This is a genomic window from Paenibacillus gorillae (assembly GCF_000513275.1).
In the GTDB taxonomy this organism is placed as follows: domain Bacteria; phylum Bacillota; class Bacilli; order Paenibacillales; family Paenibacillaceae; genus Pristimantibacillus; species Pristimantibacillus gorillae.
The window spans coordinates 1-22,036 of record NZ_CBVJ010000150.1 but is presented as its reverse complement, the minus strand read 5'-3'; the positions used below and the strand labels follow the sequence as shown (position 1 = coordinate 22,036).

The 22,036-nt window shown below is 50.9% G+C and carries 21 protein-coding genes and 1 pseudogene; 21 read left to right on the top strand and 1 reads right to left on the bottom strand.

What is annotated here, in order from left to right; all coding sequences use genetic code 11:
- The first annotated feature begins 1,812 nt into the window (after positions 1–1,812).
- From TY10_RS28315 to TY10_RS28280, 8 genes and pseudogenes are all read left to right on the top strand, one after another.
- A complete protein-coding gene (locus tag TY10_RS28315) occupies positions 1,813–2,274 on the top strand; it encodes a CtsR family transcriptional regulator (RefSeq protein WP_042171519.1) in 462 nt (153 codons plus the stop codon).
- Between the two features lie 152 nt (positions 2,275–2,426).
- On the top strand, positions 2,427–2,951 hold the full coding sequence (locus tag TY10_RS28310) for a protein-arginine kinase activator protein McsA (RefSeq protein ID WP_042171517.1): 525 nt from the start codon (positions 2,427–2,429) through the stop codon (positions 2,949–2,951).
- A 70-nt stretch (positions 2,952–3,021) separates the two neighbouring features.
- The gene (locus tag TY10_RS28305; RefSeq protein ID WP_081735535.1) at positions 3,022–4,101 is read left to right on the top strand and encodes a protein-arginine kinase McsB; all 1,080 of its coding nucleotides are present in this window, start codon (positions 3,022–3,024) and stop codon (positions 4,099–4,101) included.
- A gap of 2 nt (positions 4,102–4,103) precedes the next feature.
- Positions 4,104–6,572, top strand: a complete 2,469-nt coding sequence (clpC, locus tag TY10_RS28300; protein WP_042171515.1) for an ATP-dependent protease ATP-binding subunit ClpC — start codon at positions 4,104–4,106, stop codon at positions 6,570–6,572.
- 128 nt (positions 6,573–6,700) lie between these two features.
- Entirely contained in the window at positions 6,701–8,068 is a 1,368-nt protein-coding gene (gene radA / locus TY10_RS28295) for a DNA repair protein RadA (RefSeq protein WP_042171514.1), read from the top strand.
- A gap of 10 nt (positions 8,069–8,078) precedes the next feature.
- Entirely contained in the window at positions 8,079–9,155 is a 1,077-nt protein-coding gene (gene disA, locus TY10_RS28290) for a DNA integrity scanning diadenylate cyclase DisA (RefSeq protein WP_042171512.1), read from the top strand.
- A gap of 106 nt (positions 9,156–9,261) precedes the next feature.
- Positions 9,262–10,010, top strand: a pseudogene (gene pssA / locus TY10_RS28285) (CDP-diacylglycerol--serine O-phosphatidyltransferase).
- A 220-nt stretch (positions 10,011–10,230) separates the two neighbouring features.
- Positions 10,231–10,917, top strand: coding sequence for a YqaA family protein (locus TY10_RS28280; protein WP_042171511.1), 687 nt, complete (start codon positions 10,231–10,233; stop codon positions 10,915–10,917).
- 60 nt (positions 10,918–10,977) lie between these two features.
- On the opposite strand, the gene TY10_RS28275 is transcribed toward TY10_RS28280, so the two are convergent.
- Positions 10,978–11,373, bottom strand: a complete 396-nt coding sequence (locus TY10_RS28275) for a nucleoside triphosphate pyrophosphohydrolase family protein (protein ID WP_042171500.1) — start codon at positions 11,371–11,373, stop codon at positions 10,978–10,980.
- Between the two features lie 147 nt (positions 11,374–11,520).
- Here TY10_RS28275 and TY10_RS28270 point away from each other — a divergent pair, with 147 nt between their 5' ends.
- The 13 genes from TY10_RS28270 (at position 11,521) to nusG (ending at position 21,932) form a co-directional block, all read left to right on the top strand.
- The gene (locus tag TY10_RS28270; RefSeq protein WP_155986078.1) at positions 11,521–12,618 is read left to right on the top strand and encodes a PIN/TRAM domain-containing protein; all 1,098 of its coding nucleotides are present in this window, start codon (positions 11,521–11,523) and stop codon (positions 12,616–12,618) included.
- A gap of 52 nt (positions 12,619–12,670) precedes the next feature.
- Positions 12,671–13,369: a 2-C-methyl-D-erythritol 4-phosphate cytidylyltransferase gene (ispD, locus tag TY10_RS28265; RefSeq protein ID WP_042171496.1), complete on the top strand. Its 699-nt coding sequence runs from the start codon at positions 12,671–12,673 to the stop codon at positions 13,367–13,369.
- A gap of 2 nt (positions 13,370–13,371) precedes the next feature.
- On the top strand, positions 13,372–13,848 hold the full coding sequence (ispF, locus tag TY10_RS28260) for a 2-C-methyl-D-erythritol 2,4-cyclodiphosphate synthase (RefSeq protein ID WP_042171494.1): 477 nt from the start codon (positions 13,372–13,374) through the stop codon (positions 13,846–13,848).
- Between the two features lie 92 nt (positions 13,849–13,940).
- A complete protein-coding gene (gene gltX, locus TY10_RS28255) occupies positions 13,941–15,404 on the top strand; it encodes a glutamate--tRNA ligase (protein ID WP_042171492.1) in 1,464 nt (487 codons plus the stop codon).
- A gap of 541 nt (positions 15,405–15,945) precedes the next feature.
- Positions 15,946–16,608, top strand: a complete 663-nt coding sequence (gene cysE / locus TY10_RS28250; RefSeq protein WP_042171490.1) for a serine O-acetyltransferase — start codon at positions 15,946–15,948, stop codon at positions 16,606–16,608.
- Positions 16,605–18,017: a cysteine--tRNA ligase gene (gene cysS, locus TY10_RS28245; protein WP_042171488.1), complete on the top strand. Its 1,413-nt coding sequence runs from the start codon at positions 16,605–16,607 to the stop codon at positions 18,015–18,017. Before cysE ends, cysS begins: the two co-directional genes overlap by 4 nt.
- 34 nt (positions 18,018–18,051) lie before the next feature.
- Complete coding sequence (locus TY10_RS28240) at positions 18,052–18,531, top strand: Mini-ribonuclease 3 (protein WP_081735534.1); 480 nt, start codon at positions 18,052–18,054, stop codon at positions 18,529–18,531.
- 11 nt (positions 18,532–18,542) lie between these two features.
- Entirely contained in the window at positions 18,543–19,298 is a 756-nt protein-coding gene (gene rlmB, locus TY10_RS28235; RefSeq protein ID WP_042171486.1) for a 23S rRNA (guanosine(2251)-2'-O)-methyltransferase RlmB, read from the top strand.
- Positions 19,299–19,301: 3 nt separating this feature from the next.
- A complete protein-coding gene (locus tag TY10_RS28230) occupies positions 19,302–19,826 on the top strand; it encodes an NYN domain-containing protein (protein ID WP_042171483.1) in 525 nt (174 codons plus the stop codon).
- Between the two features lie 191 nt (positions 19,827–20,017).
- The gene (gene sigH / locus TY10_RS28225; protein WP_042171481.1) at positions 20,018–20,668 is read left to right on the top strand and encodes an RNA polymerase sporulation sigma factor SigH; all 651 of its coding nucleotides are present in this window, start codon (positions 20,018–20,020) and stop codon (positions 20,666–20,668) included.
- A gap of 330 nt (positions 20,669–20,998) precedes the next feature.
- Complete coding sequence (gene rpmG / locus TY10_RS30105; RefSeq protein WP_015847242.1) at positions 20,999–21,148, top strand: 50S ribosomal protein L33; 150 nt, start codon at positions 20,999–21,001, stop codon at positions 21,146–21,148.
- A 17-nt stretch (positions 21,149–21,165) separates the two neighbouring features.
- On the top strand, positions 21,166–21,375 hold the full coding sequence (gene secE, locus TY10_RS28220) for a preprotein translocase subunit SecE (protein ID WP_042171479.1): 210 nt from the start codon (positions 21,166–21,168) through the stop codon (positions 21,373–21,375).
- 23 nt (positions 21,376–21,398) lie between these two features.
- Positions 21,399–21,932, top strand: coding sequence for a transcription termination/antitermination protein NusG (nusG, locus tag TY10_RS28215; protein ID WP_042171477.1), 534 nt, complete (start codon positions 21,399–21,401; stop codon positions 21,930–21,932).
- Positions 21,933–22,036: the final 104 nt, after the last annotated feature.

The following is a 22,036-nucleotide window of genomic DNA, read 5'->3' as shown; positions in this document are numbered from 1 at the left end:
AGGCCTGCCGCATGATTGCGGCAGGTTTTTTGTTGTGCCAGAACCTTTCGCTGCTACCTCGCATAAATGTGTGAAGTTCAATATGAACTCCTTTATATTCAGCAGCCCAAACTAATTGGTGTTCTTATCTGGTATCTGCCGGCTCAAAATGCAAAAGTGCAGTTTGAGTTCTCTAAAAATAGCATAATCTAGCTTCAAAATGTAAAAGTGCATTTGAAAATGGCCAAATCAGCTGAAAAAAGCCGAATTGGATCTAACAAACTGCATTTTTGCATTTTGACGAGCAAATATTGCCTTTGCGGGCAAAACAAAATGTATGTTTACATTTTGAACGAGCCGGATCAAGAGCAGGAGTAAATTTTTAATGGTTTTTGAAGGTGCGGGGCTACATAATAATTTCCACTTGCAGAGTGGTGTTAATTGCTGGCTGATTTGAAAATCTGGACGGCGTAGTCAGCTAGTTGAAGTATATATGTTAAAATGTTATACAGAGGCAGAGGATAAAATGTGCATGAGTATGTGCCTATGGTTGAGCACGTATTTAGATTTGTGCGTAAGTTGAAGAATCCTAAGTGTAAAAACATATGACCATGTGAATAAGTAAGCATAACAGCCTCTGTAACTGCAAACGCACTTGTATAGCAGACTCTGTCAATCGTTACATACTCTTAGGGGAGTACTCATATAAATTATCCACACAGCTACAATGGTTCTAGCCCACGTACGCAGCTAGAGTGGCAGAACAAGGCATTCTTAAATCATCTAAAGCTGCGTTTAGATACAATAGTGTTGCCCACAAACTGTATTGGGTAAATACGCTTACGCAGCTGTATAAGTTGCAGCATTACATATAATGAAAATTTGTACTATACAAGCGTCTGCATGTAATTGGAGCCGCATTTGCACAACCCCTGCTGCTTTGACACGTACTGTGTTACAAAATGCAGTTCTCTTGCATCCCAGGTGCTCCTGCAACACGAGCATTTTGCCCCTATAAGGCTCTCGGCTTCCTCACTCACTCCACATCTGACAGTTGCAGGCCGTACCCCAGTGTCTCCCCCCCCTCACCAATATCGACATCATGCACCTCTCTGCGTACGCCTTCCTTAATCGTACACACATCTTGTGCACATATCCCACAATGCACCTTGCATAACTTGCGTCATTCAATTATGCACAGTGAATAATTGAAACAGGGTTAATGTTGATGGAATGCGTCATTTCGTTAATCACATGTGCATAACTTTAAGGACAGGCTTATCCCTTATTTTCTCCACATGATCCACAGTTTGTTTATAACAATGTGCAGCATCTGGAGCTGAAAGTTACAGCTTTATCTGGTGTAATCTAGCGGGACAGCGATTAATCTGCACGAGGCTGTTCAAAATTTATTCTGGAGTGAACAGTTCTGCACGATAAGCGATAATCAAATCGTCTATATTACCCAGTTTTCGCAATAATAAAATAAACCTTCATCTATAGCCGCTATTTTGTCTTCTCTTTAACCCCACATTTATTCCAAGGGAACACACCTTATGAAATTTTGTTATCCCGCATTAGAACCTCGCAGATAACCTATCCGTGTCATCCATTCCGATTTGGGGTATAAATAACTGTAAAGCGCATCAAGATAGGTATTACGGGCGTTTTGGCTACGCAGCTGATAATCGTCAGAAAATTGCAAATCCATCACTTGACCTTTGACTTTTTTTGCGTATAATAAAGTTAAAGTCAAAGAAAGTCAAAGTCAGTCGGAGCCCTTTAAAAGCATTGCTCTTAAAGGCTCCAAAGCATTACTGGGAGGTTGGTGATTTGCGTAACATTTCCGATCTCATCGAGCAATATTTGAAGCATATGCTGCAGGATAGTCCAGAGGGCGCTGTCGAGATCCAACGCAACGAGCTGGCAGACCGATTCTCCTGTGTACCTTCTCAGATCAATTATGTAATCAGTACCCGGTTTACGCTGGAGAAAGGCTACATGGTTGAAAGCAAACGGGGAGGCGGCGGTTATATCCGGATACAACGGGTTGACCTTCCGGCGCTCAAGACGATTCAATTCCATATCCATGATACGATTGGCGATTGCGTCGAGCAGAGTGCGGCAGAAGGATTGATTTATCAGCTTGAAGAAGCAGGTCTCATTACAAAGCGGGAAGGCAATCTGCTCCGCGCAGCAGTGGATCGCGAGACAATCGCTGTGAAGCTGCCGTTGCGGGACGAAATCAGGGCACGCTTGCTGCGGGCCATGCTGATATCGCTTCTCGTCAAGTAACGCGCCGTAAAAGCAAAGCCGAAACGCATTGCTTTTATTTCGAAGCTACAACGGTAATCTGGACCGTCATAAGACGGACAGTGCGCTGTTGATGCTTTCACATCACGCACATGAAATGGCGTTTGTTGTGATAGGAGAGGAGGGATTTCGGCTTGATTTGCCAAGAATGCGGCAATAGGCCGGCAACGCTTCATTTTACGAAGATCGTTAACGGTGAGAAAACTGAATTTCACATTTGCGAAGCATGTGCCAGAGAAAGAGGAGACAGTATCCCCGGAGCGGTGAATGGATTCTCGATTCATAACCTGCTATCGGGACTGCTTGACTTCGATCCCTCCGGCTCAGCAAGCAGTGCAAGCTTGAAACAGCAGCAAGCGCTGCGATGCGAAGAATGCGGCTTAACGTATACGCAGTTCAGCAAGCTCGGAAGATTTGGGTGCAGCTCGTGCTATCGGCATTTTGCCGACAGGCTCGATCCGCTCCTTAAACGAGTACATGGCAATACGGTGCACAGCGGTAAAATACCGAGGCGTACTGGCAGCCAAATTCAGTACAAACGTGAAATCGAACAGCTGCGAGGAGAAATGCAGGGCCATATAGAACGTGAAGAATTTGAAAGTGCAGCTGAGCTTCGTGATCGCATTCGCGAGCTTGAGCGTAAAATAGTAGACCTCTAGCCATCTAAGCAACAAAACAATAAATCATCAAGCAAGCATTAGGGCAAGGCCGCATGAAGGAGGGTTCCTCTTGACGAAACGTCGTTTCTCACAACAGGCGGTTAGCGATTGGATGAAAGGGGACGGCCCCGAATCCGATATCGTCATAAGCAGCCGAATCCGCATCGCCCGCAATTTGAGTCACAAGCCGTTTCCGATGCTCGCAACCAACGATCAATTGGTTGAAGTGATGGAGCAGCTGACGGAAGTTGAGAATTCAGGCAAACTGAAGCCAATCGGCAAGTTCGAGACGATCGTACTGTCCGAACTTAACGAACTGGAGAGGCGAGTGCTGGTTGAGAAGCATTTGATCAGTCCGAACCTGGCGAATGAATCGCGGGGCGGAGCGGTTATTTTAAGCGACAATGAATCCGTGAGCATTATGATTAACGAAGAGGATCATCTTCGCATTCAATGTCTATATCCAGGATTTCAAATTAAAGAAGCTTGGACGCATGCGAATCGGATCGATGACGTCTTCGAAGATGAAACGGATTATGCTTTTGATGAAAAGAAAGGCTATTTAACAAGTTGTCCGACCAATGTCGGAACTGGAATAAGGGCTTCGGTCATGATGCATTTGCCAGCACTCGTGCTGACGCAGCAGATCAATCGAATTTTATCCGCGGTAACGCAAGTCGGTTTGGCTGTAAGAGGGCTGTATGGGGAAGGCAGCGAGGCACTCGGCAATTTGTTTCAAATTTCGAATCAAATTACGCTGGGGCAATCCGAGACGGAGATCATCGATAATTTGCATGGCGTAGCCAAGCAGATCATCGAACACGAGAAGGCGGCCCGTTCAAGACTAATGTCGGAATCGCGATTGCGAATCGAAGATCGCGTCAAGCGTTCTTACGGTATTCTGTCTTACGCAGCTGTCATTGACTCTAAGGAGTCAGCGCAGCGGTTGTCGGACGTTAGGCTCGGAGTCGATCTGGGATTGCTGGATGATGTCTCGCCGCAAATCATGAATGAATTAATTGTAATGACTCAGCCGGGCTTCCTGCAGCAGGCGTTCAATGAGAAAATGAGCGCTGAACAGCGGGACTATAGGCGGGCTGAATTAATCCGTAAGCAATTGCGGAGTCAAACCGAGCATGGGGGTGCGTGAATATGATGTTTGGACGATTTACGGAGCGGGCGCAAAAGGTGCTGGCATTGGCACAGGAGGAAGCGGTTCGTCTTGGACACAACAATATTGGTACAGAACATATTTTGCTTGGTCTGATTAGAGAAGGCGAAGGCATTGCAGCGAAAGCTCTGATCGGCCTTGGACTTGGACTTGAAAAAATACAGGATGAGGTAGAAGCGTTAATCGGCCGCGGTCAAGAGCAGCCGACGAATATCGCTTACACGCCTCGTGCGAAAAAAGTAATTGAGCTGTCGATGGATGAAGCGAGAAAGCTTGGCCATACTTACGTCGGCACTGAGCATATTCTTCTCGGCCTCATCCGAGAAGGCGAAGGCGTAGCGGCGCGGGTGCTTAACAATCTGGGCATCAGCCTGAACAAAGCCCGCCAGCAAGTGCTTCAGCTTCTTGGAAGCAGCGAAGCGGTATCCAGCAATCACGGTGCCCCTTCTAATGTCAGCACGCCAACGCTGGATGGTCTGGCGCGCGATCTGACGGCTTATGCGAAAGAAGGCAACTTGGACCCTGTTATCGGCCGCAGCAAGGAAATCGAGCGCGTTATTCAAGTGCTCAGCCGCCGGACGAAAAACAATCCGGTACTCATCGGCGAGCCGGGTGTAGGTAAGACGGCGATCGCGGAAGGCTTGGCGCAAAAAATCATCGCCAATGAAATTCCCGAGACGCTGCGCGACAAACGCGTTATGACGCTCGATATGGGCTCTGTTGTTGCAGGTACGAAATACCGCGGCGAATTCGAGGACCGGCTCAAAAAAATTATGGATGAAATCCGGCAAGCCGGTAACATCATTCTCTTCATTGACGAGCTGCATACGCTCATCGGAGCAGGCGGCGCCGAAGGCGCGATTGACGCCTCCAATATTTTGAAACCGGCTCTAGCACGCGGAGAGCTGCAATGCATTGGCGCAACGACGCTGGATGAGTACCGCAAATATATCGAGAAGGATGCAGCGCTGGAGCGCCGCTTCCAACCGATTACAGTGGATCAGCCGTCGCCAGAAGAAGCGGTTCAAATTCTGATGGGACTGCGTGATCGTTACGAAGCGCATCACCGGGTTAAAATTACAGACGAAGCGATCATTCAAGCAGTCAAACTGTCGGATCGCTACATTACCGACCGGTTCCTGCCGGATAAAGCGATCGACCTTATTGATGAGGCAGGCTCCAAAGTCCGGTTGAACTCGTACACGGTACCGCCGAATTTGAAGCAGCTGGAAAACCGTCTCGAAGATATCCGCAAGGAGAAGGACGCAGCGGTACAAAGCCAAGAGTTCGAAAAGGCAGCAGCCCTGCGGGATACGGAGCAGAAGATTCGCGAAGAGCTGGACGTGACGAAAAACCAATGGAAAGAAAAACAAGGCCGTACTGATTCCGAGGTTACGCCTGAAGATATCGCACAAGTTGTGGCAAGCTGGACGGGTATTCCGGTCAGCAAGCTCGCAGAGGAAGAAACCCAGCGTCTGCTCAATATGGAAGCTCTTCTTCATGACCGTGTTATCGGTCAGGACGAAGCGGTTAAAGCGGTATCGAGAGCGATCCGCCGAGCCCGTGCTGGCCTGAAGGATCCGAAACGTCCGATGGGCTCCTTCATCTTCTTGGGTCCAACTGGTGTTGGTAAAACGGAGCTGGCGCGCGCCCTTGCGGAAGCGATGTTCGGGGACGAGAACGCAGTCATCCGTATTGATATGTCGGAGTACATGGAGAAGCATTCGACTTCCCGCCTCGTCGGCGCGCCTCCGGGCTATGTCGGCTACGAAGAAGGCGGCCAATTGACCGAGAAGGTTCGCCGCAAGCCATACTCCGTAGTTCTGCTCGATGAGATCGAGAAGGCGCATCCGGAAGTGTTCAACATCCTGCTGCAAGTGCTGGAGGATGGACGCCTGACCGATTCCAAAGGCCGGGTGGTTGACTTCCGCAATACGCTAATCATCATGACGTCGAACGTTGGCGCCGATCAAATCAAACGCAATTCGTCGCTTGGCTTCACAGCCGTACATGATGCCGGTCGCGACTTTGCACAAATGAAAGATAAAGTAATGGGTGAGCTGAAGAAAAGCTTCCGTCCGGAGTTCCTGAACCGGATCGACGAGACGATCGTGTTCCACTCGCTGGAGCAAGAGCACATCGCTCAGATCGTAACGCTCATGTCCGATGATCTTCGCAAGCGTCTGCGTGAGCAAGAGGTGGACTTCGTCCTCACCGATGCTGCCAAAGCATTCCTCGCAAAGGAAGGCTTCGATCCGCAATACGGTGCGCGTCCGCTGCGCCGTGCGATTCAGAAGCATATCGAGGACCGCTTGTCCGAAGATCTGCTGATGGGCAAAATCAGCAAAGGCGACACATTTACCATCGACGAGAAGGACGGTGCTTTAACCGTTACGAAGTCGGCTGATGTCGAGCAGGAAGCCGTTTCCGAGGAAACGGCAGCCAAATAATAGCTTGAACACAATGCGCTTCTTCCCGAAAAGGAAGGGGCGCATTTTTTTTCATAAGCACAGGGGTTTATACGCTCGGGATTAAATGGTAAACTTTGAATGAAAGCGTATGTTAAAAGGAGCCTGTCATGGCAAAAATAAAATCGAAGTTCGTATGTACGGATTGCGGCACAGAATCGCCGAAATGGCTGGGCAAATGCCCAGGCTGCCACGCGTGGAATACAATGGTCGAAGAGAAGGAGACCGTTGTGAAGACGCAGGGTGTTGGTCTTCGGATGGTTCATACGAAAGAAAAGGCGCAATCCATCATACATATAGAAAGCGGGCAAGAACCGCGTATTGAAACAAGGATGCAGGAGTTGAACCGTGTACTGGGCGGAGGCGTCGTTCCAGGCTCGCTTATATTGGTGGGCGGTGATCCCGGCATTGGCAAATCGACGCTGCTGCTGCAAACCTCGCATGCTATGGCGGTTAAGGGTCTGAAGGTGCTTTATATTTCCGGAGAGGAATCGGTTCGCCAGACAAGGTTGCGGGCGGATCGCCTCGGCGCGTTGACGGAAATGCTCTATGTGCTGTGCGAAACGAATATGGACCATATTAACGATGCCATCGAAACGATCGCACCTGATTTTCTCGTCATCGACTCCATTCAGACGGTGTATGATCCGAACGTACAATCGGCGCCGGGCAGCGTGGCACAGGTAAGGGAATGTACAGCGCACTTTATGCGCGTAGCCAAGATCAAAGGCATCGCAACGGTGCTTGTCGGGCACGTTACGAAGGAAGGCGCGATTGCCGGTCCCCGCTTGCTGGAGCATATGGTCGATTGCGTGCTCTATTTCGAAGGCGAGCGGCATCATACCTACCGGCTGCTGAGGGCGGTGAAAAACCGGTTCGGCTCAACGAATGAAATCGGAATATTCGAAATGGGCGAGGAAGGGCTGCGTGAGGTAGCCAATCCGTCGGAGCTGTTTCTATCCGAGCGTCCGCTTGGCGTATCCGGTTCAACTGTAGTCGCCAGTATGGAGGGAACGCGGCCAGTGCTCGTCGAGCTGCAAGCACTCGTAGCGACGACGAACTTCCCTTCACCCCGCCGTATGTCTACGGGCATCGATCATAACCGGATGGCGCTTATTATCGCCGTGCTGGAAAAGCGTATCGGCATGTTCCTTCAGACGCAGGATGCGTATTTGAACGTAGCGGGCGGCGTCAAGCTCGATGAGCCGGCTGTCGATTTGGCAGCGGCTGTGTCGCTGGCCTCCAGCTTCCGTGATGCGCCTACGAAGCCCTTTGACGTTATTTTCGGCGAAGTAGGCTTGACTGGAGAAGTTCGGGCCGTATCACGGGCAGAGCAGCGGGTGAAGGAAGCGGAGAAGCTCGGTTTCAAGCGGGTTATTATGCCGGAGAAAAGCCTGAAAGGGTGGAAGGCGCCAGAGGGCATCGAGATTATTGGAGTTAATACCGTATCGGAAGCACTTAAGGCAGCACTTGGATAGGGGGCATACGATGAAAGAACCAAGTCAGCAAGACATAATGAATCAGCTGTTGCAGTTAGTCGCACCCGGCACCCCGTTCCGCGAAGGGCTGGAAAATGTACTGCGGGCAAAAACCGGCGCGCTGCTCGTTGTCGGCTATAGCCCGGAAGTCATGGAAGTCGTGGACGGCGGCTTTTCCATCAATTGCGATTTTTCGCCAAACTACTTATATGAGCTTGCAAAAATGGACGGGGCGATCATTTTAAGCGAAGATATGCGCCGCATTTTGTATGCCAACACGCAGCTGATCCCGAACAGCTCCATCCCTTCGACGGAGACCGGCATTCGGCATCGGACAGCGGAGCGGGTTGCGAAGCAGACCGGCAAGCTGGTCGTCTCGATCTCGCAGCGCCGCAACATCATTACGCTGTACCAAGGCAATCTGCGCTACTCCCTTAAGGAGATGGGCGTCATTCTGACGAAGGCGAACCAAGCGATTCAGACGCTGGAGAAGTACCGGGCAGTGCTTAATCAATCGCTGACGAATTTATCTGCGCTTGAATTCGAAGAACTGGTGACACTTCAAGAGGTTGCGCATGTCGTCCAGCGCGTTGAGATGGTTCTGCGCGTCAAGATGGAAATCAAGCGTTATGTAACCGAGCTTGGCGTCGAAGGACGTTTGATTGCAATGCAGCTGGAAGAGCTGGTGGACGGCGTCGATGAAGAGGCCTGGTACTTGCTTAAGGATTATGCGAAGGATCATGCCGACGACAAAATCCGTGAGCTGCGCATCGCGTTGAAGAAGCTCAGCTCCGATGAACTTCTGGATGCTCAGCCGATTATTCGCCTCCTTGGCTACCCGAACGCAGGGTCCATGGTGGAGGAAGCCGTGTCTCCGCGCGGGTTCAGGCTGCTTAATCGCATCCCGCGCCTGCCGCTCATGATTATGAATAATCTGATTGAGCGTTTCGGCCGTCTGCCGCATGTTCTAATGGCTACAATTGAGGAATTGGACGAAGTCGACGGCATTGGCGAGGTTCGGGCGAGAGCGATTAAAGACGGTCTGAAGCGGATTCAAGAGCAGATGTTCATTGACAGACAAATTTAAATCTCATACAATGGATAGAATGCGTGTCGATCTGTTTGTGCTTGAAGTCACATAGACGATACATCTGTAGTTGGTTTTAGGGCATAGTAGAGAAGAGGTGGAACAGATGATTACAAAGTCGATACCGAGCCTTCTCACGGTGGGGAACTTATTCCTCGGAATAGTCGCCATTATTCTTGTGTTTAACGAAAAGCCTGAACATGCCGCCATGATGGTCATTATCGCCATGCTGTTGGACGGTGTGGATGGCCGCGTAGCTCGGGCATTGAATGTACAAAGCGAATTCGGCAAAGAGCTCGATTCGTTATCTGATGTGATTTCGTTCGGCGTAGCGCCGGCTTTTATAATGTATGTTGTCGCGTTTCAGAATCTGAATCCGACGGTAGCATGGATCATTACCGCTTTGTTCCCCATTTGCGGAGCTTTGCGGCTTGCAAGGTTTAATGTCGTTTCTTGTGCCCCCGGCTATTTTATCGGCTTGCCGATTCCGGCTGCTGGAGGCGTACTGGCGACGATGGCTTTATTCAGGAACGATATATCGGTCACGATTTTGCTGGCAAGCACACTTGTGCTTTCCTTGTTAATGGTGAGTACCGTTAAGTATCCGAACTTCAAAAAAATTAGGTATTCCGCGCGGCGCGATCTGGGTGATTCCTGTCGTTGTAGCTATTGCTGTCGTGTTAGGTATACTGCTGCCGCACCAGTTATCGAAAATTCTTTTTCTGCCGTTGCTGTTATATGCGCTGTACGGGTTAAAAAAAAAGCGTTGATCGACGATTGAAGCGTCGGCATCGCAAACGCCATCCCGAAACAATCGGGACGGAAGAGCCTGTACAGTCCGATACGTCGGCATAGTAAGGATAGAAAGAAGCAAAGCTGTTTTGAAGGTCGGCAACCCGACTTTCAAGCAGCTTTTTTCTTGTTCAAAAGCTAGGAACTTCGGCATATTGACGAATGAAGCTTTCTTTCCAATAAAAAAAGTGAAACTTCGTACTGGTAATGTCGTATACTGTATGTTGTACGCATACCGATGTTCGAGAGAATTTGTTCTCGTCAAGCAGAAGAGAGGCCTTATATGATTCAAGACTTTATAGATTATTTAATGGAATTCGGCGCGCTTGGCCTATTTATCCACTCCTTTATCGATGCTATCATATTCCCGGTACCAGCGTTATTCCTGCAAATTCCTCTCAGTCTAGTTGATCCTTCTAATGCCCTTTGGCTTGCAACTGCGGGTTTTGTTGCCTGTTTGCTTGGTTCCCCTATCGGCTATTATATCGGAAGGTCGCTGGGCGCTACGGTTCTGTACAAAATTCTGAAAAAAGAGTGGGTTGACAAAGCGACCGCCTTGTTTCAGAAAAATGGTGAGGCTGCCATTATGATCGGTTCCTTTACACCTATTCCCTTTAAAGTTTTCACGATTCTTTCCGGCTCGCTCAAATTTCCGTTATGGCGTTTGATGTTATATGCCGCGATCGGAAGAGCGGTTAAGTTTTATGCGGTAGGTGCTCTGTTCTATTTTTACGGACGCTCTGCCGAAGGGATGGTAAAGGATGTGTCCTTATATATTTTCGCAATTGGTGTTCCGCTTATCGTCATCTTTTTGTTCATTCGCAAAAAAATGCGCCAAAAGCGCGAGCGGCTGCTTGAAGCAGAAGCGCAAACAGAGATGTCTTCAACTGCAACGTCTGCGTCCACAGCTTCGTCTGCAACGACTTCCGCAACTGCGTCTGTAAAGGCAGAGACGACGGAGCAGGCATAGAATTTGAAATGAAAACAGCGTTCTCCTCTGTTGAAGGAGAACGCTGTTTTTTTGCTATATTCAAGTGAGATTAAACAGTCCAAGCGTGGAGCATTTGTCGTATTCGTCAGCAATGACTTCACTAAGCTCAATGTCCAGCAGATTGCACATGGCGGTCATATAGAACAAGTTGCGCCCAAGATCATTCTTAAGGGCGTCGCGGCAATTCTCGCATACTTGTCCGGAAAGATGGCTTTGAAGCGTCGATTTGGCATTTTCGAGGTTAAGCTCGTCTGAGTACTGCTGCTTGCGGGCGTTTAATTCGATGCAGCCGCAATCGGTAACCGCTTTCGATACTGCACGATTGACAGATGCGCCGGACTGGCCGAATTTGGACATGACGTCTAGCAGGCTGCGATGCCGCAGCAGTAATTCCGATACTTGTTGCTGAAATTGATCCAATGTTGGAGCGCTCATCAGTTCCACCTCTTTCATCAGCTTCTACAGAAGTTATCACTATTTCCATTATAAGCCTAGCCAGTGATCTTTTCAAAATTAAAAATCATTCACCATGACGGTTAGGGTGTCCAAAATTGGAACATAATTGTAATGGAGGTGGGAATGATGGTCAAAAAAATAATTCAAATTATCGGCGTGCTGTTTGGCGCAATGGCCGGAAGCGAAGTACATAGCTGGACAAATGGAACGGCGCTCTGGTCGGAGCCTTCCTTCGGCATGCTGCAGCGTTCAAGCTCTTATTACATGAATGTCGCGTTAGGAGCCATTGCAGGTCTTATTATCGCTACCATGGTTGCGGGCAAGCTGATCCGGCTGCTGCAAAATGGAGCCGAGAAGACGGCAGCTCTGCCAGTTTCGGATTTGTTCGCGGGAGCGGGCGGTTTGCTTGCCGGTCTATTGCTCTCGGTACTGCTGTACCCGGCGGTATCGGATCTTGGAGGTCCAGGCATACTGCTGCCGGCGGCGATGTCGCTTTGCTTTGGCTACTTGGGGCTTCGCATCGCATGGCATAAGAAAGAGGAGCTGGCGGCAGCGGCAGCAGCCGTGCTGGAGCAGCGCAAAGCGGCTTCCGCACCGGATGAGACTAGCGGCTTCGAGGAACATAAAATATTGGACACGAGCGTCATCATCGACGGGCGCATCGCCGATATTTGCAAAACGGGTTTTATTGAAGGCACGCTCGTTATTCCAGAATTCGTGCTGGAGGAGCTGCAGCATATTGCGGATTCTTCCGATCTGCTTAAGCGCAACCGCGGACGGCGCGGACTTGATATTTTGAACAAAATCCAGAAGGAGCTTGATGTTCGGGTTCTGATCTATGAAGGGGATTTTGAAGAAATAAGCGAGGTGGACAGCAAATTGGTAAAGCTGGCGAAAGCGCTGCACGGCAAAGTCGTGACGAATGATTTCAACCTGAACAAAGTATGCGAGCTGCAAGGCGTGTCGGTACTCAATATTAACGATCTGGCGAATGCAGTTAAGCCAGTCGTGCTTCCAGGAGAAGAAATTATCGTACAAGTTATTAAGGACGGCAAGGAGCACGGGCAAGGCGTCGCTTATTTGGATGACGGAACGATGATCGTGGTCGAAGGCGGACGCGACTATATCGGTACAACGATGGAGGTTCTGGTTACCAGCGTGCTCCAGACTTCCGCCGGCCGAATGATTTTCGCCAAGCCGAAGCTGTTGGAAAAAGCTCTCTAACCCTGTATAGTAGTAGTAATCAGTTTGTCGCTATATAGGGAGAGTAGGAAGCATGAACAAGTGGGGAGTCGTCGTCGTCGCGGCCGGACGAGGTTCGCGTATGGGGACGGCAGAGAGCAAACAATATTTGCCGCTGCGCGGCAAGCCGATACTTATTCATACGCTGGAGCTGTTTCAGTCAATGAATGAGATTGCGGAGATTGCGCTGGTTGTTGGCGGAGATGATGTAGAGCGTTGCAGCCGGCTCGTTAGCGAGCATGGGCTGGACAAGGTCTCGGCAGTCGTCTCCGGCGGCGGTGAACGGCAGCACTCGGTCTATGCCGGTATTGCGGCGTTGTCGCCCGCTGCGGAATGGGTCATGGTGCATGACGGCGTTCGGCCGCTTGTGACACCAGAAGCGGTTCGCTCATGCTGTTCTGCAGCGGAGCGAGTTGGAGCGGCGGTACTCGCCGTACCGGTGAAGGACACGATTAAGCAGGTGGATGAGACGGGATTGATCGTCTCCACGCCTGACCGCCGAAGCTTGTGGGCGATTCAAACGCCGCAAGCTTTTCGTCGTGAATTGCTCGTTGCCGCGCATGAGCGTGCGCAAGCCGAAGGGTACTTGGGCACCGATGACGCGATGGTCGTTGAGTGGACGGGCGCTGCCGTTACAATCGCAGAGGGCGATTATACGAATATTAAAATTACGACGCCTGAGGATTTGCCTTGGGCGGAGTTTTTGCTAGAGAAGCGGGAGAGGGGAAATTAACGATGATTCGAGTAGGACAAGGCTTTGACGTGCATCAATTGACGGAAGGACGGCCGTGTATCATTGGCGGCGTTACGATTCCATACGAGAAGGGGCTGCTGGGACACTCCGATGCAGACGTACTGCTTCATGCGATTACTGACGCGGTGCTGGGGGCACTGGGCCTTGGTGACATCGGCAAGCATTTTCCGGATACGGACGAGGCATTCAAGGATGCAGACAGCTTGAAGCTGCTGGAGCGCGTATGGGAGCTGGCGAAGGAGCGCGGCTATAAGCTGGGCAACGCAGATTCCACCATCATCGCACAAAAGCCGAAAATGGCGCCGTACATTCCGCAGATGGCGGAAATTATTGCACGCGCGCTGGAAGCCGACATTTCGCAGATTAATGTTAAAGCGACAACGACAGAGCAGCTCGGCTTCACCGGCCGGGGCGAGGGCATTGCCGCCCAATCGGTCGTTTGTCTGATTAAAGCTTAAAACGGAGCAGATGGGCGAGATGGGCGAATTCAATCATCTCATCAGTTTTCTGTTACAATAGAGCAGCGTAGTTCAAGAGAGGGGTTTTTCACATGACACAGGAAGTCCGCGTACGGTATGCGCCTTCACCGACGGGCCATTTACATATCGGCAACGCCAGAACGGCATTATTCAATTATTTATTCGCACGCAGTCAAGGCGGCAAGTTTATCATTCGTATCGAAGATACTGATGTGAAACGAAATGTAGCGGGTGGGGAAGAAAGCCAGCTTACTTATTTGAAATGGCTCGGCATGGATTGGGATGAGAGCGTCGATATCGGCGGCGGCTATGGGCCTTACCGTCAGACTGAGCGACTGGATATCTATAAAGAACATTGGCAGGACCTGCTTGACCGCGGTCTGGCTTACCGCTGCTATTGCACGGAAGCAGAACTGGAGCAGGAGCGCGAGGAGCAGACCAGCCGCGGCGAGACACCGCGTTATTCGGGACGCCACCGTGATCTGACTGAGGAGCAGCGCCAGGCGTTCGAAGCAGAAGGCCGGGTAGCAAGCATCCGTTTCCGTGTACCGGAGAACCGTACATTTGCTTTTGACGATATGGTCAAAGGCACGATCAGCTTCGATACTGCTGAGATGGGCGATTTCGTCATCGTGAAGAAGGACGGTATCCCGACCTACAACTTCGCTGTTGTGCTTGATGATTATTTGATGCGCATCAGCCATGTGCTTCGCGGCGAAGACCACATTTCCAATACACCGCGTCAATTAATGATCTATGAAGCGCTTGGCTGGGAGGCGCCGCGATTTGGCCATATGACGCTTATCGTCAATGAGAGCCGCAAAAAGCTCAGTAAGCGGGATGAATCAATCATTCAGTTCATCGAGCAATATGATGGCCTAGGCTATTTGCCGGAGGCACTGTTCAACTTTATCGCTTTGCTCGGCTGGTCTCCGGAGGGCGAGCAGGAGATCTTTACCCGCGAGCAGCTGGTTGAGGTCTTCAACGCTGAACGTCTCAGCAAGAGCCCCGCTGTATTCGATACGAACAAGCTGACGTGGATGAACAATGAATATGTGAAAAAAACCGAGCTGCCGCGTCTCGTTGACCTTTGTCTCCCGCATTTGCAAAAGGCCGGCCGCGTAGAAGCCGAGCTGAATGCAGAAGGCCGCGAGTGGATAAATGCGCTTGTAGCGCTGTATCAGGACAAGATTCGCTACGCTTCGGAGATCGTACCGCTTACTGAGCTGTTCTTCCGTGAAACGGTAGAGGACGAGGAGGAAGCTTCGGTTGTACTGGCTGAGGAGCAGGTTGTGACTGTGCTAGCCGCTTTCCTCGCTCAGGTGGAAGCCGGAGAGAAGACGTTTGATGCTGACGGCGTGAAAGAGATGATCAAGGCCGTTCAGAAGGAGACGGGCTTCAAGGGCAAGCAGCTCTTTATGCCGATCCGTGCGGCGATTACCGGGCAGACGCATGGTCCTGACTTGAACCAATCAATCGTCCTGCTGGGCAAAGATAAAGTGATAGGCAGACTGCAAGGCCGTCTGGCGCGTTAATAGCAGCTGTACAAATTTCCTTGTCACTTTTTTGACGATTGAGTATACTGGTACTACCATAACAATTCGATGAAACGATAAGCGATGAACAGGAGAAGTACGCAAGGCAGGATTTGCAGAGAGGACAACGGTCAATGCGACCCGTTGCCGGTTCGTTCCGGCAGGGCGTATTGCAGGCTGTGAGTTGTCTAGTCCCCAAGCGGAAATATGCACCTGGGAGCTTTGTTCCGATCCGGTTGCCAGCCATCTCAGGATGGAGGGGAAGCGGGGTAGGCAGCAACGTAAGCCTGCGTTAAGGGCTCTAAGACGGACAGCCGGCTGTGGCTTCTTTCGTCAATTTTGGGCCCTCTGGGCGGTGAAATTCACGGGAAGCGGGAACACGGTACGAGTCCAAGCAGAGTGGAACCGCGTACGCGATATGCACGCCTCTGCAGCATCGGCAACGATGCTGCAGAGGCTTTTTTATATGTCCGCCGTTCGATGCTGTTATGGTTCGCAAAGCGCTAGAGCGTGTTGTGAGGGCTGGGGGAGGTAGAGAGGGATGTTTCGCCATTTTCATTCAGACATAAATGCGGTATTCGAGAATGATCCGGCGGCGCGAAGCCGCTTCGAGGTAATTTTCACCTACTCCGGCTTGCATGCGATTTGGGCGCATCGTATTGCCCATTCGTTTTATCGGAACAAATGGTATACGGTGGCGCGTATCATATCGCAGTTCAGCCGTTTTATGACGGGCATTGAGATTCATCCCGGTGCAACAATTGGCAGCCGGCTGTTCATCGATCATGGCATGGGGGTCGTAATCGGGGAAACCTGTGAGATTGGCGACGATGTCGTCATCTATCAGGGTGTTACGCTTGGCGGTACAGGCAAAGAGAAAGGCAAGCGGCACCCTACAATCGGCAATAGCGTCGTTATTGGATCAGGCGCGAAAGTATTAGGTTCGTTTACGGTAGGCGATAATTCAAATATAGGTTCAAACGCGGTCGTGCTTCGCGAGGTGCCGGACAACAGCACCGTTGTCGGCAATCCCGGCCGCGTCGTGAAACGGAACGGAGAGCGTGTCGGGGACCGGCTGGATCATAAGCAGCTGCCCGATCCTGTCATCGAGATGTTCCGTGAAATGCAGAAGGAAATCGACGGCCTGAAATCCGAGCTGGAGAAGCTTAGGGAGCCCGTTGCTGGAGGAGATTTGAGAAAATGACAGTTCATATTTACAATACGCTGACCCGTTCCAAGGAAGCGTTCGTATCGCAAGAGCCGGGTAAGGTGAAAATGTATGTATGCGGTCCGACCGTGTACGATTATATCCATATCGGCAATGCGCGTCCGGTTATCTTTTTTGACGTCGTTCGCCGCTACCTGGAGTATGCAGGCTATGAGGTCAACTACATCGTGAACTTCACGGACGTGGATGATAAGCTGATCCGCAAAGCGGAGCAGCTTGGCTCTACTGTACCGGAAGTTGCGGAGAAGTTTATTAACGCATTTAACGAGGACTTGGAATCGCTTGGCGTGCACAAGGCTTCGATGAATCCGCGGGTAACACAGCATATCCCGGAAATCATCGCATTTATTCAAGAGCTGGTCGACAAGGGCTATGCCTATACGAGCGAGGGTGACGTCTATTTCCGCACCTCCAAGTTCGAGGATTACGGCAAGCTGTCGCATCAGAATCTGGAGGAGCTGCAGTTCGGCATCCGGATTGAAATCGGCGACCGTAAGGAAAATCCGCAGGACTTCGTATTGTGGAAAGGCGCGAAGCCGGGTGAGATTAACTGGGAGAGCCCTTGGGGAGCGGGACGTCCAGGCTGGCATATCGAATGCTCGGCGATGGCCCGTACATACCTCGGGAACACGCTGGACATCCACGGCGGCGGCCATGACCTGCAATTCCCGCATCATGAATGCGAAGTGGCGCAGTCGGAAGCACTGACAGGCCATCCGTTGTCCAACTACTGGATGCATAACGGCTATGTTCATATCAATAATGAGAAAATGTCCAAGTCGCTGGGCAACGGCATTGCGGTTCACGAGCTCGTGAAGCGGGTGAAGCCTAATGCAATTCGCTATTTCATGCTGGCGACACATTACCGGAGCCCGTTGAATTTCAGCGACGACACAATTGAGCAAGCGGAGAAAAGCGTAGAGCGTATCGTGAACTGCGCCTCGAATCTGAAGCATCGCTTGTCCGCACTAGGTGCAGAAGCGGCCGAAGCTGCGCCTTCCGAATTGGACGGCAAGCTGGCGGCGATCCGCGAGCAGTTCGAAACGAAGATGGGCGACGACTTCAGCACACCTGATGCAATTACGGCTGTATTCGAGCTGGTCACGGAGGCTAACCAATACATGAACCGTGCGGACGCGTCCGCAGAGGGGCTGGCAGCGCTGCTGAAGACGCTGGAGCAAATGGATGCCGTACTGGGCTTGCTGCCGCAGCAAGCGGCTGAGGATGGGCTTCTGGACACGGAGATCGAGCAATTGATCGTAGATCGTACAGAAGCACGCAAATCGAAAAACTGGGCGAGAGCCGATGAGATTCGCGACCTGTTAACCGCGAAAGGCATCGCGCTGGAAGATACTCCACAAGGGATCCGCTGGCGCCGGCTGTAAGCGGGCGAGCGGAGGGCTGAATGGAGGAATGTTAATGTTGAACGACGATAATAGCGGAGCGGGCCAAACTGCAGACGAATTGGAGCGGGGCCGGTCCTCGCTTCTGTTCCACTCGCCGTCCAAAAAGCCGCAATTGATTAATCCGGTTGTGCTCGCGTATGTCGGCGACGGCGTATTTGAGCTTATGGTCCGGCAATATCTTGTGTCGCTGCCGAACCATAAACCGCATCATCTGCACCGCGAAGCGACGAGCATGGTTTCCGCCAAGGCGCAGCGGAAGCTGCTGGAACGCTGGCAGCCTCTGCTTACAGAGGAAGAAGCCGACATTGTGCGGCGCGGCCGGAATGCGAAATCGGGGGCGCCTCCGAAGAACGCAGACCCTGCCGACTATCGTCAGGCGACGGCGCTGGAATGTCTGGTCGGCTATTTGTATTATGAAGGACGGACAGCTCGCTTGCAGGAGCTGTTCGAGGTCGCGATCGCTCCGGTGGACGCGGCAAAAGCATTGGATTAGGAGGGATTAGCATGGCTGAAGCATACAACCAAGAAGAACTGATCGCAGGCAAGCATCCCGTGATGGAAGCGCTGCGCTCCGGTCGGGAGATCAATAAAATATGGATTGCCGAGGGCGCTCAGAAAAGCTTGACCCAGCCGATTACGGCGGAAGCGAAGAAGAATGGCATCGTCATTCAATTTGTGGACAAGCGCAAGCTTGACAGTATGGTGGAAGGTGTCCAGCATCAGGGCGTAGTCGCGCAAGCCGCGGCGTTTGCCTATGTTGAAATTGAAGATTTGCTGGAGCGGGCGCGCAGCCTCGGCGAAACGCCGTTTATTTTGCTGCTGGATGAGATTGAGGACCCGCATAATCTGGGTTCCATTCTGCGTACTGCAGAGTGCACAGGTGTGCATGGCGTTATCATTCCGAAGCGTCGCGCAGCAGGGCTGACGGCTACTGTACTGAAGACGTCGGCTGGCGCCGCTGAGCATGTTCCTGTCGCGCGGGTAACCAATTTGGCACAAACGATCGACCGCTTGAAGGAAGAAGGCGTATGGATCGCCGGAACGGACCTCAGCGCGCCGCAAGACGTGTACAAGACGAAGTTTGATCTGCCTCTTGCTATCGTAATTGGCAATGAAGGCAAAGGCATTGGCCGTCTCATTAAAGAAAAATGCGATTTTCTAGTGAAGCTTCCGATGCTTGGACAATTGAACTCGCTGAATGCTTCGGTTGCTGCCGGTGTATTGATGTATGAAGTGGTCCGGCAGCGCCGGAGCCTGTAGCGGATGAGCCGGCCCGACGATATTTTGCTGGTGGACGGTTACAATATTATCGGCGCATGGCCCGTGCTGGAGCGATTGAAAGAGATAAACCTGGAGGAAGCCCGGGACAAGCTGCTGACGCTGCTGGCCGATTACCAGGGCTTTTCAGGATTGAAGATCTATGTTATTTTTGACGCGCATCAGGTTCCCGGACTTGGTGCTACTTATAAGCATCATAAGCTGGACATCGTTTACACCAAGGAGAAGGAAACGGCAGATGAGTGTATCGAGCGTCTCGTTGTGGCGCTCTATTCGAAGCGCCGCAACGTATTCGTCGCTACCTCCGATCTTGTCGAGCAGCATGTCGCTTTCGGCAAGGGAGCGTTGCGGCTGTCCGCCCGCGAGCTTCTTATCGATGTGCAGCAGAGCCGCAAGCAGATCGAGCACACGCTCCGCGAGGAGAAGCCGGGCAAGCGGAACTCGCTTGACGGTATACTGAGCCTTGAGGTCAGGAGCAAGCTGGAGCGGCTGCGGCGCGGGGAGAAATAGGCTCGCTCCGCTGTTCCGGTCATTTTGTAACAAAGTTACAGTTTTGCAAGAAACTCAACAATGCCTAAAGGGCAAATTTGTTGACGGTGTAAGGTTACATAATGTATACTGGCTCTATGTTTATTATGGTAGGAAGTACAGCTTTTCTATGAATCTAGCGGTGTACGCCTTGCAGGCCGGAGGGATAGTTCGTGAGCATCGACCTCAAAGAATGGAGTACGCTCGAATATGACTGCAGTACAGATGAGGACATCGTCGAAGCGGTCCGCAATGGCGACAGCCTGGCTCTTGAATATTTGATCAACAAATACAAGAACTTTGTGCGTGCCAAGGCGCGTTCCTATTTTCTAATTGGTGCGGATCGGGAAGATATTGTGCAGGAAGGCATGATCGGACTGTACAAGTCTATTCGTGATTTCAAGGGAGACAAGCTCGCGAGCTTCAAGGCCTTTGCTGAACTGTGTATTACGCGGCAGATCATTACGGCGATCAAGACCGCTACACGGCAAAAGCATATCCCGCTCAACTCGTACGTCTCGCTCGACAAGCCGATTTATGACGAAGACTCTGACCGTACGCTGCTCGATGTCATATGCGGGACAAGAGTGTCCGACCCGGAAGAATTGATAATCAACCAAGAAGAGTTTATCGGTCTGGAAGACAAGATGTCCGAAATCTTGAGCGATCTTGAGCGCAAGGTGCTTATGCTCTATTTGGACGGAAGGTCCTATCAGGAAATCGCCGTAGATTTGGACAGGCATGTGAAGTCAATTGACAATGCGTTGCAGCGGGTGAAACGCAAGCTTGAACGTTATTTGGAAGTTAGGGATCTGAGCAGTTAGAGCAACGGCATTCTTATATAAGTTTTTGAGAGTAGGCTGTCTATCCATTCGGGCAATGACCGATTCGGAGGGACAGCTATTTTCGGTTTTAAAAGGGATAATATGGACTATACTGATAGGACGAGCGAGATCCCGAAGCAAGCCTTTTTCCATTATCTGAACCCTATGGGGAAGCTATCTAATCGTTGACATCAAATATGCCGTGTGATAAAGTGTTTTAGGTAGGCCTAAATGTGAGGTTTTTTTTCGTGTTGGGGCCGCATTCTCGTGAGGGGTAGGCTACTATCTCATCACTAAAGCATTTAGTAGCAGTTCGGGAGGTGTACTTCAATGCGGGTAATTATCACGTTGGCATGCACAAACTGCAAACAGAGAAACTATGCGAGCAGCAAGAACAAACGCAATCACCCCGACCGCATCGAGTTGAAGAAGTTTTGCAAGTTCTGTAACGAGCAGACTCCTCATCGCGAGACGAGATAGTCTATGGAGGTGTGAACGTGGCATTTTTGGCTAAACTAAAGCAAAGCTTTGGAACAACGTTTAGTTTCTTTGCCGACAGCTGGGCAGAACTGAAGAAGGTTCGCTGGCCAAACCGTAAAGAGTTGACAAGCTATTCGATCGTTGTACTTCTGACGATCACGGCTGTGACGATTTACTTTTGGCTTCTTGACATCGGGATCTCGTCGATAATTGAACTGATTGTTTAAGAAGGGTCCAAAGGTGGATTGGAATGGAAAAAAGATGGTACGTCGTACACACTTACGCCGGTTATGAGAACAAGGTGAAAGCCAATTTGGAACGCCGCCTTGAATCGATGGGCATGGAAGACAAAATCTTCCGCGTGCTCGTTCCTATGGAAGATGAAGTGGTAGAGAAGGACGGTAAGAAAAAGACCGTTCAGCGTAAAGTCTATCCCGGATATGTTCTGGTGGAAATGGTTCAAACGGATGATTCCTGGTACGTTGTTCGTAATACGCCGGGCGTTACGGGATTCGTAGGATCGACTGGATCGGGTTCGAAGCCGACTCCGCTCATGCCTGATGAAGTGGAACAAATTCTCAAGCATATGGGTATGGAAGAGCCGAAGCCGAAGATCGAGTTCGAGCTGAAAGAAACCGTACGCGTCAAAGTAGGTCCTTTCGCAGATTTTGTCGGCACAGTAGAAGAAATTCTTCTCGACAAGGCGAAGCTGAAGGTGCATGTTAACATGTTTGGCAGGGAAACCCCGCTTGAACTCGATTACACGCAAGTGGAAAAAGTTTAAGAGACGGTTTCGCAGGAAATGTTCAGTTCTACGGAATTACTAGTAAGGAGGTGTAAAAGTCATGGCAAAAAAGGTCATCAAGATGGTCAAACTGCAGGTTCCTG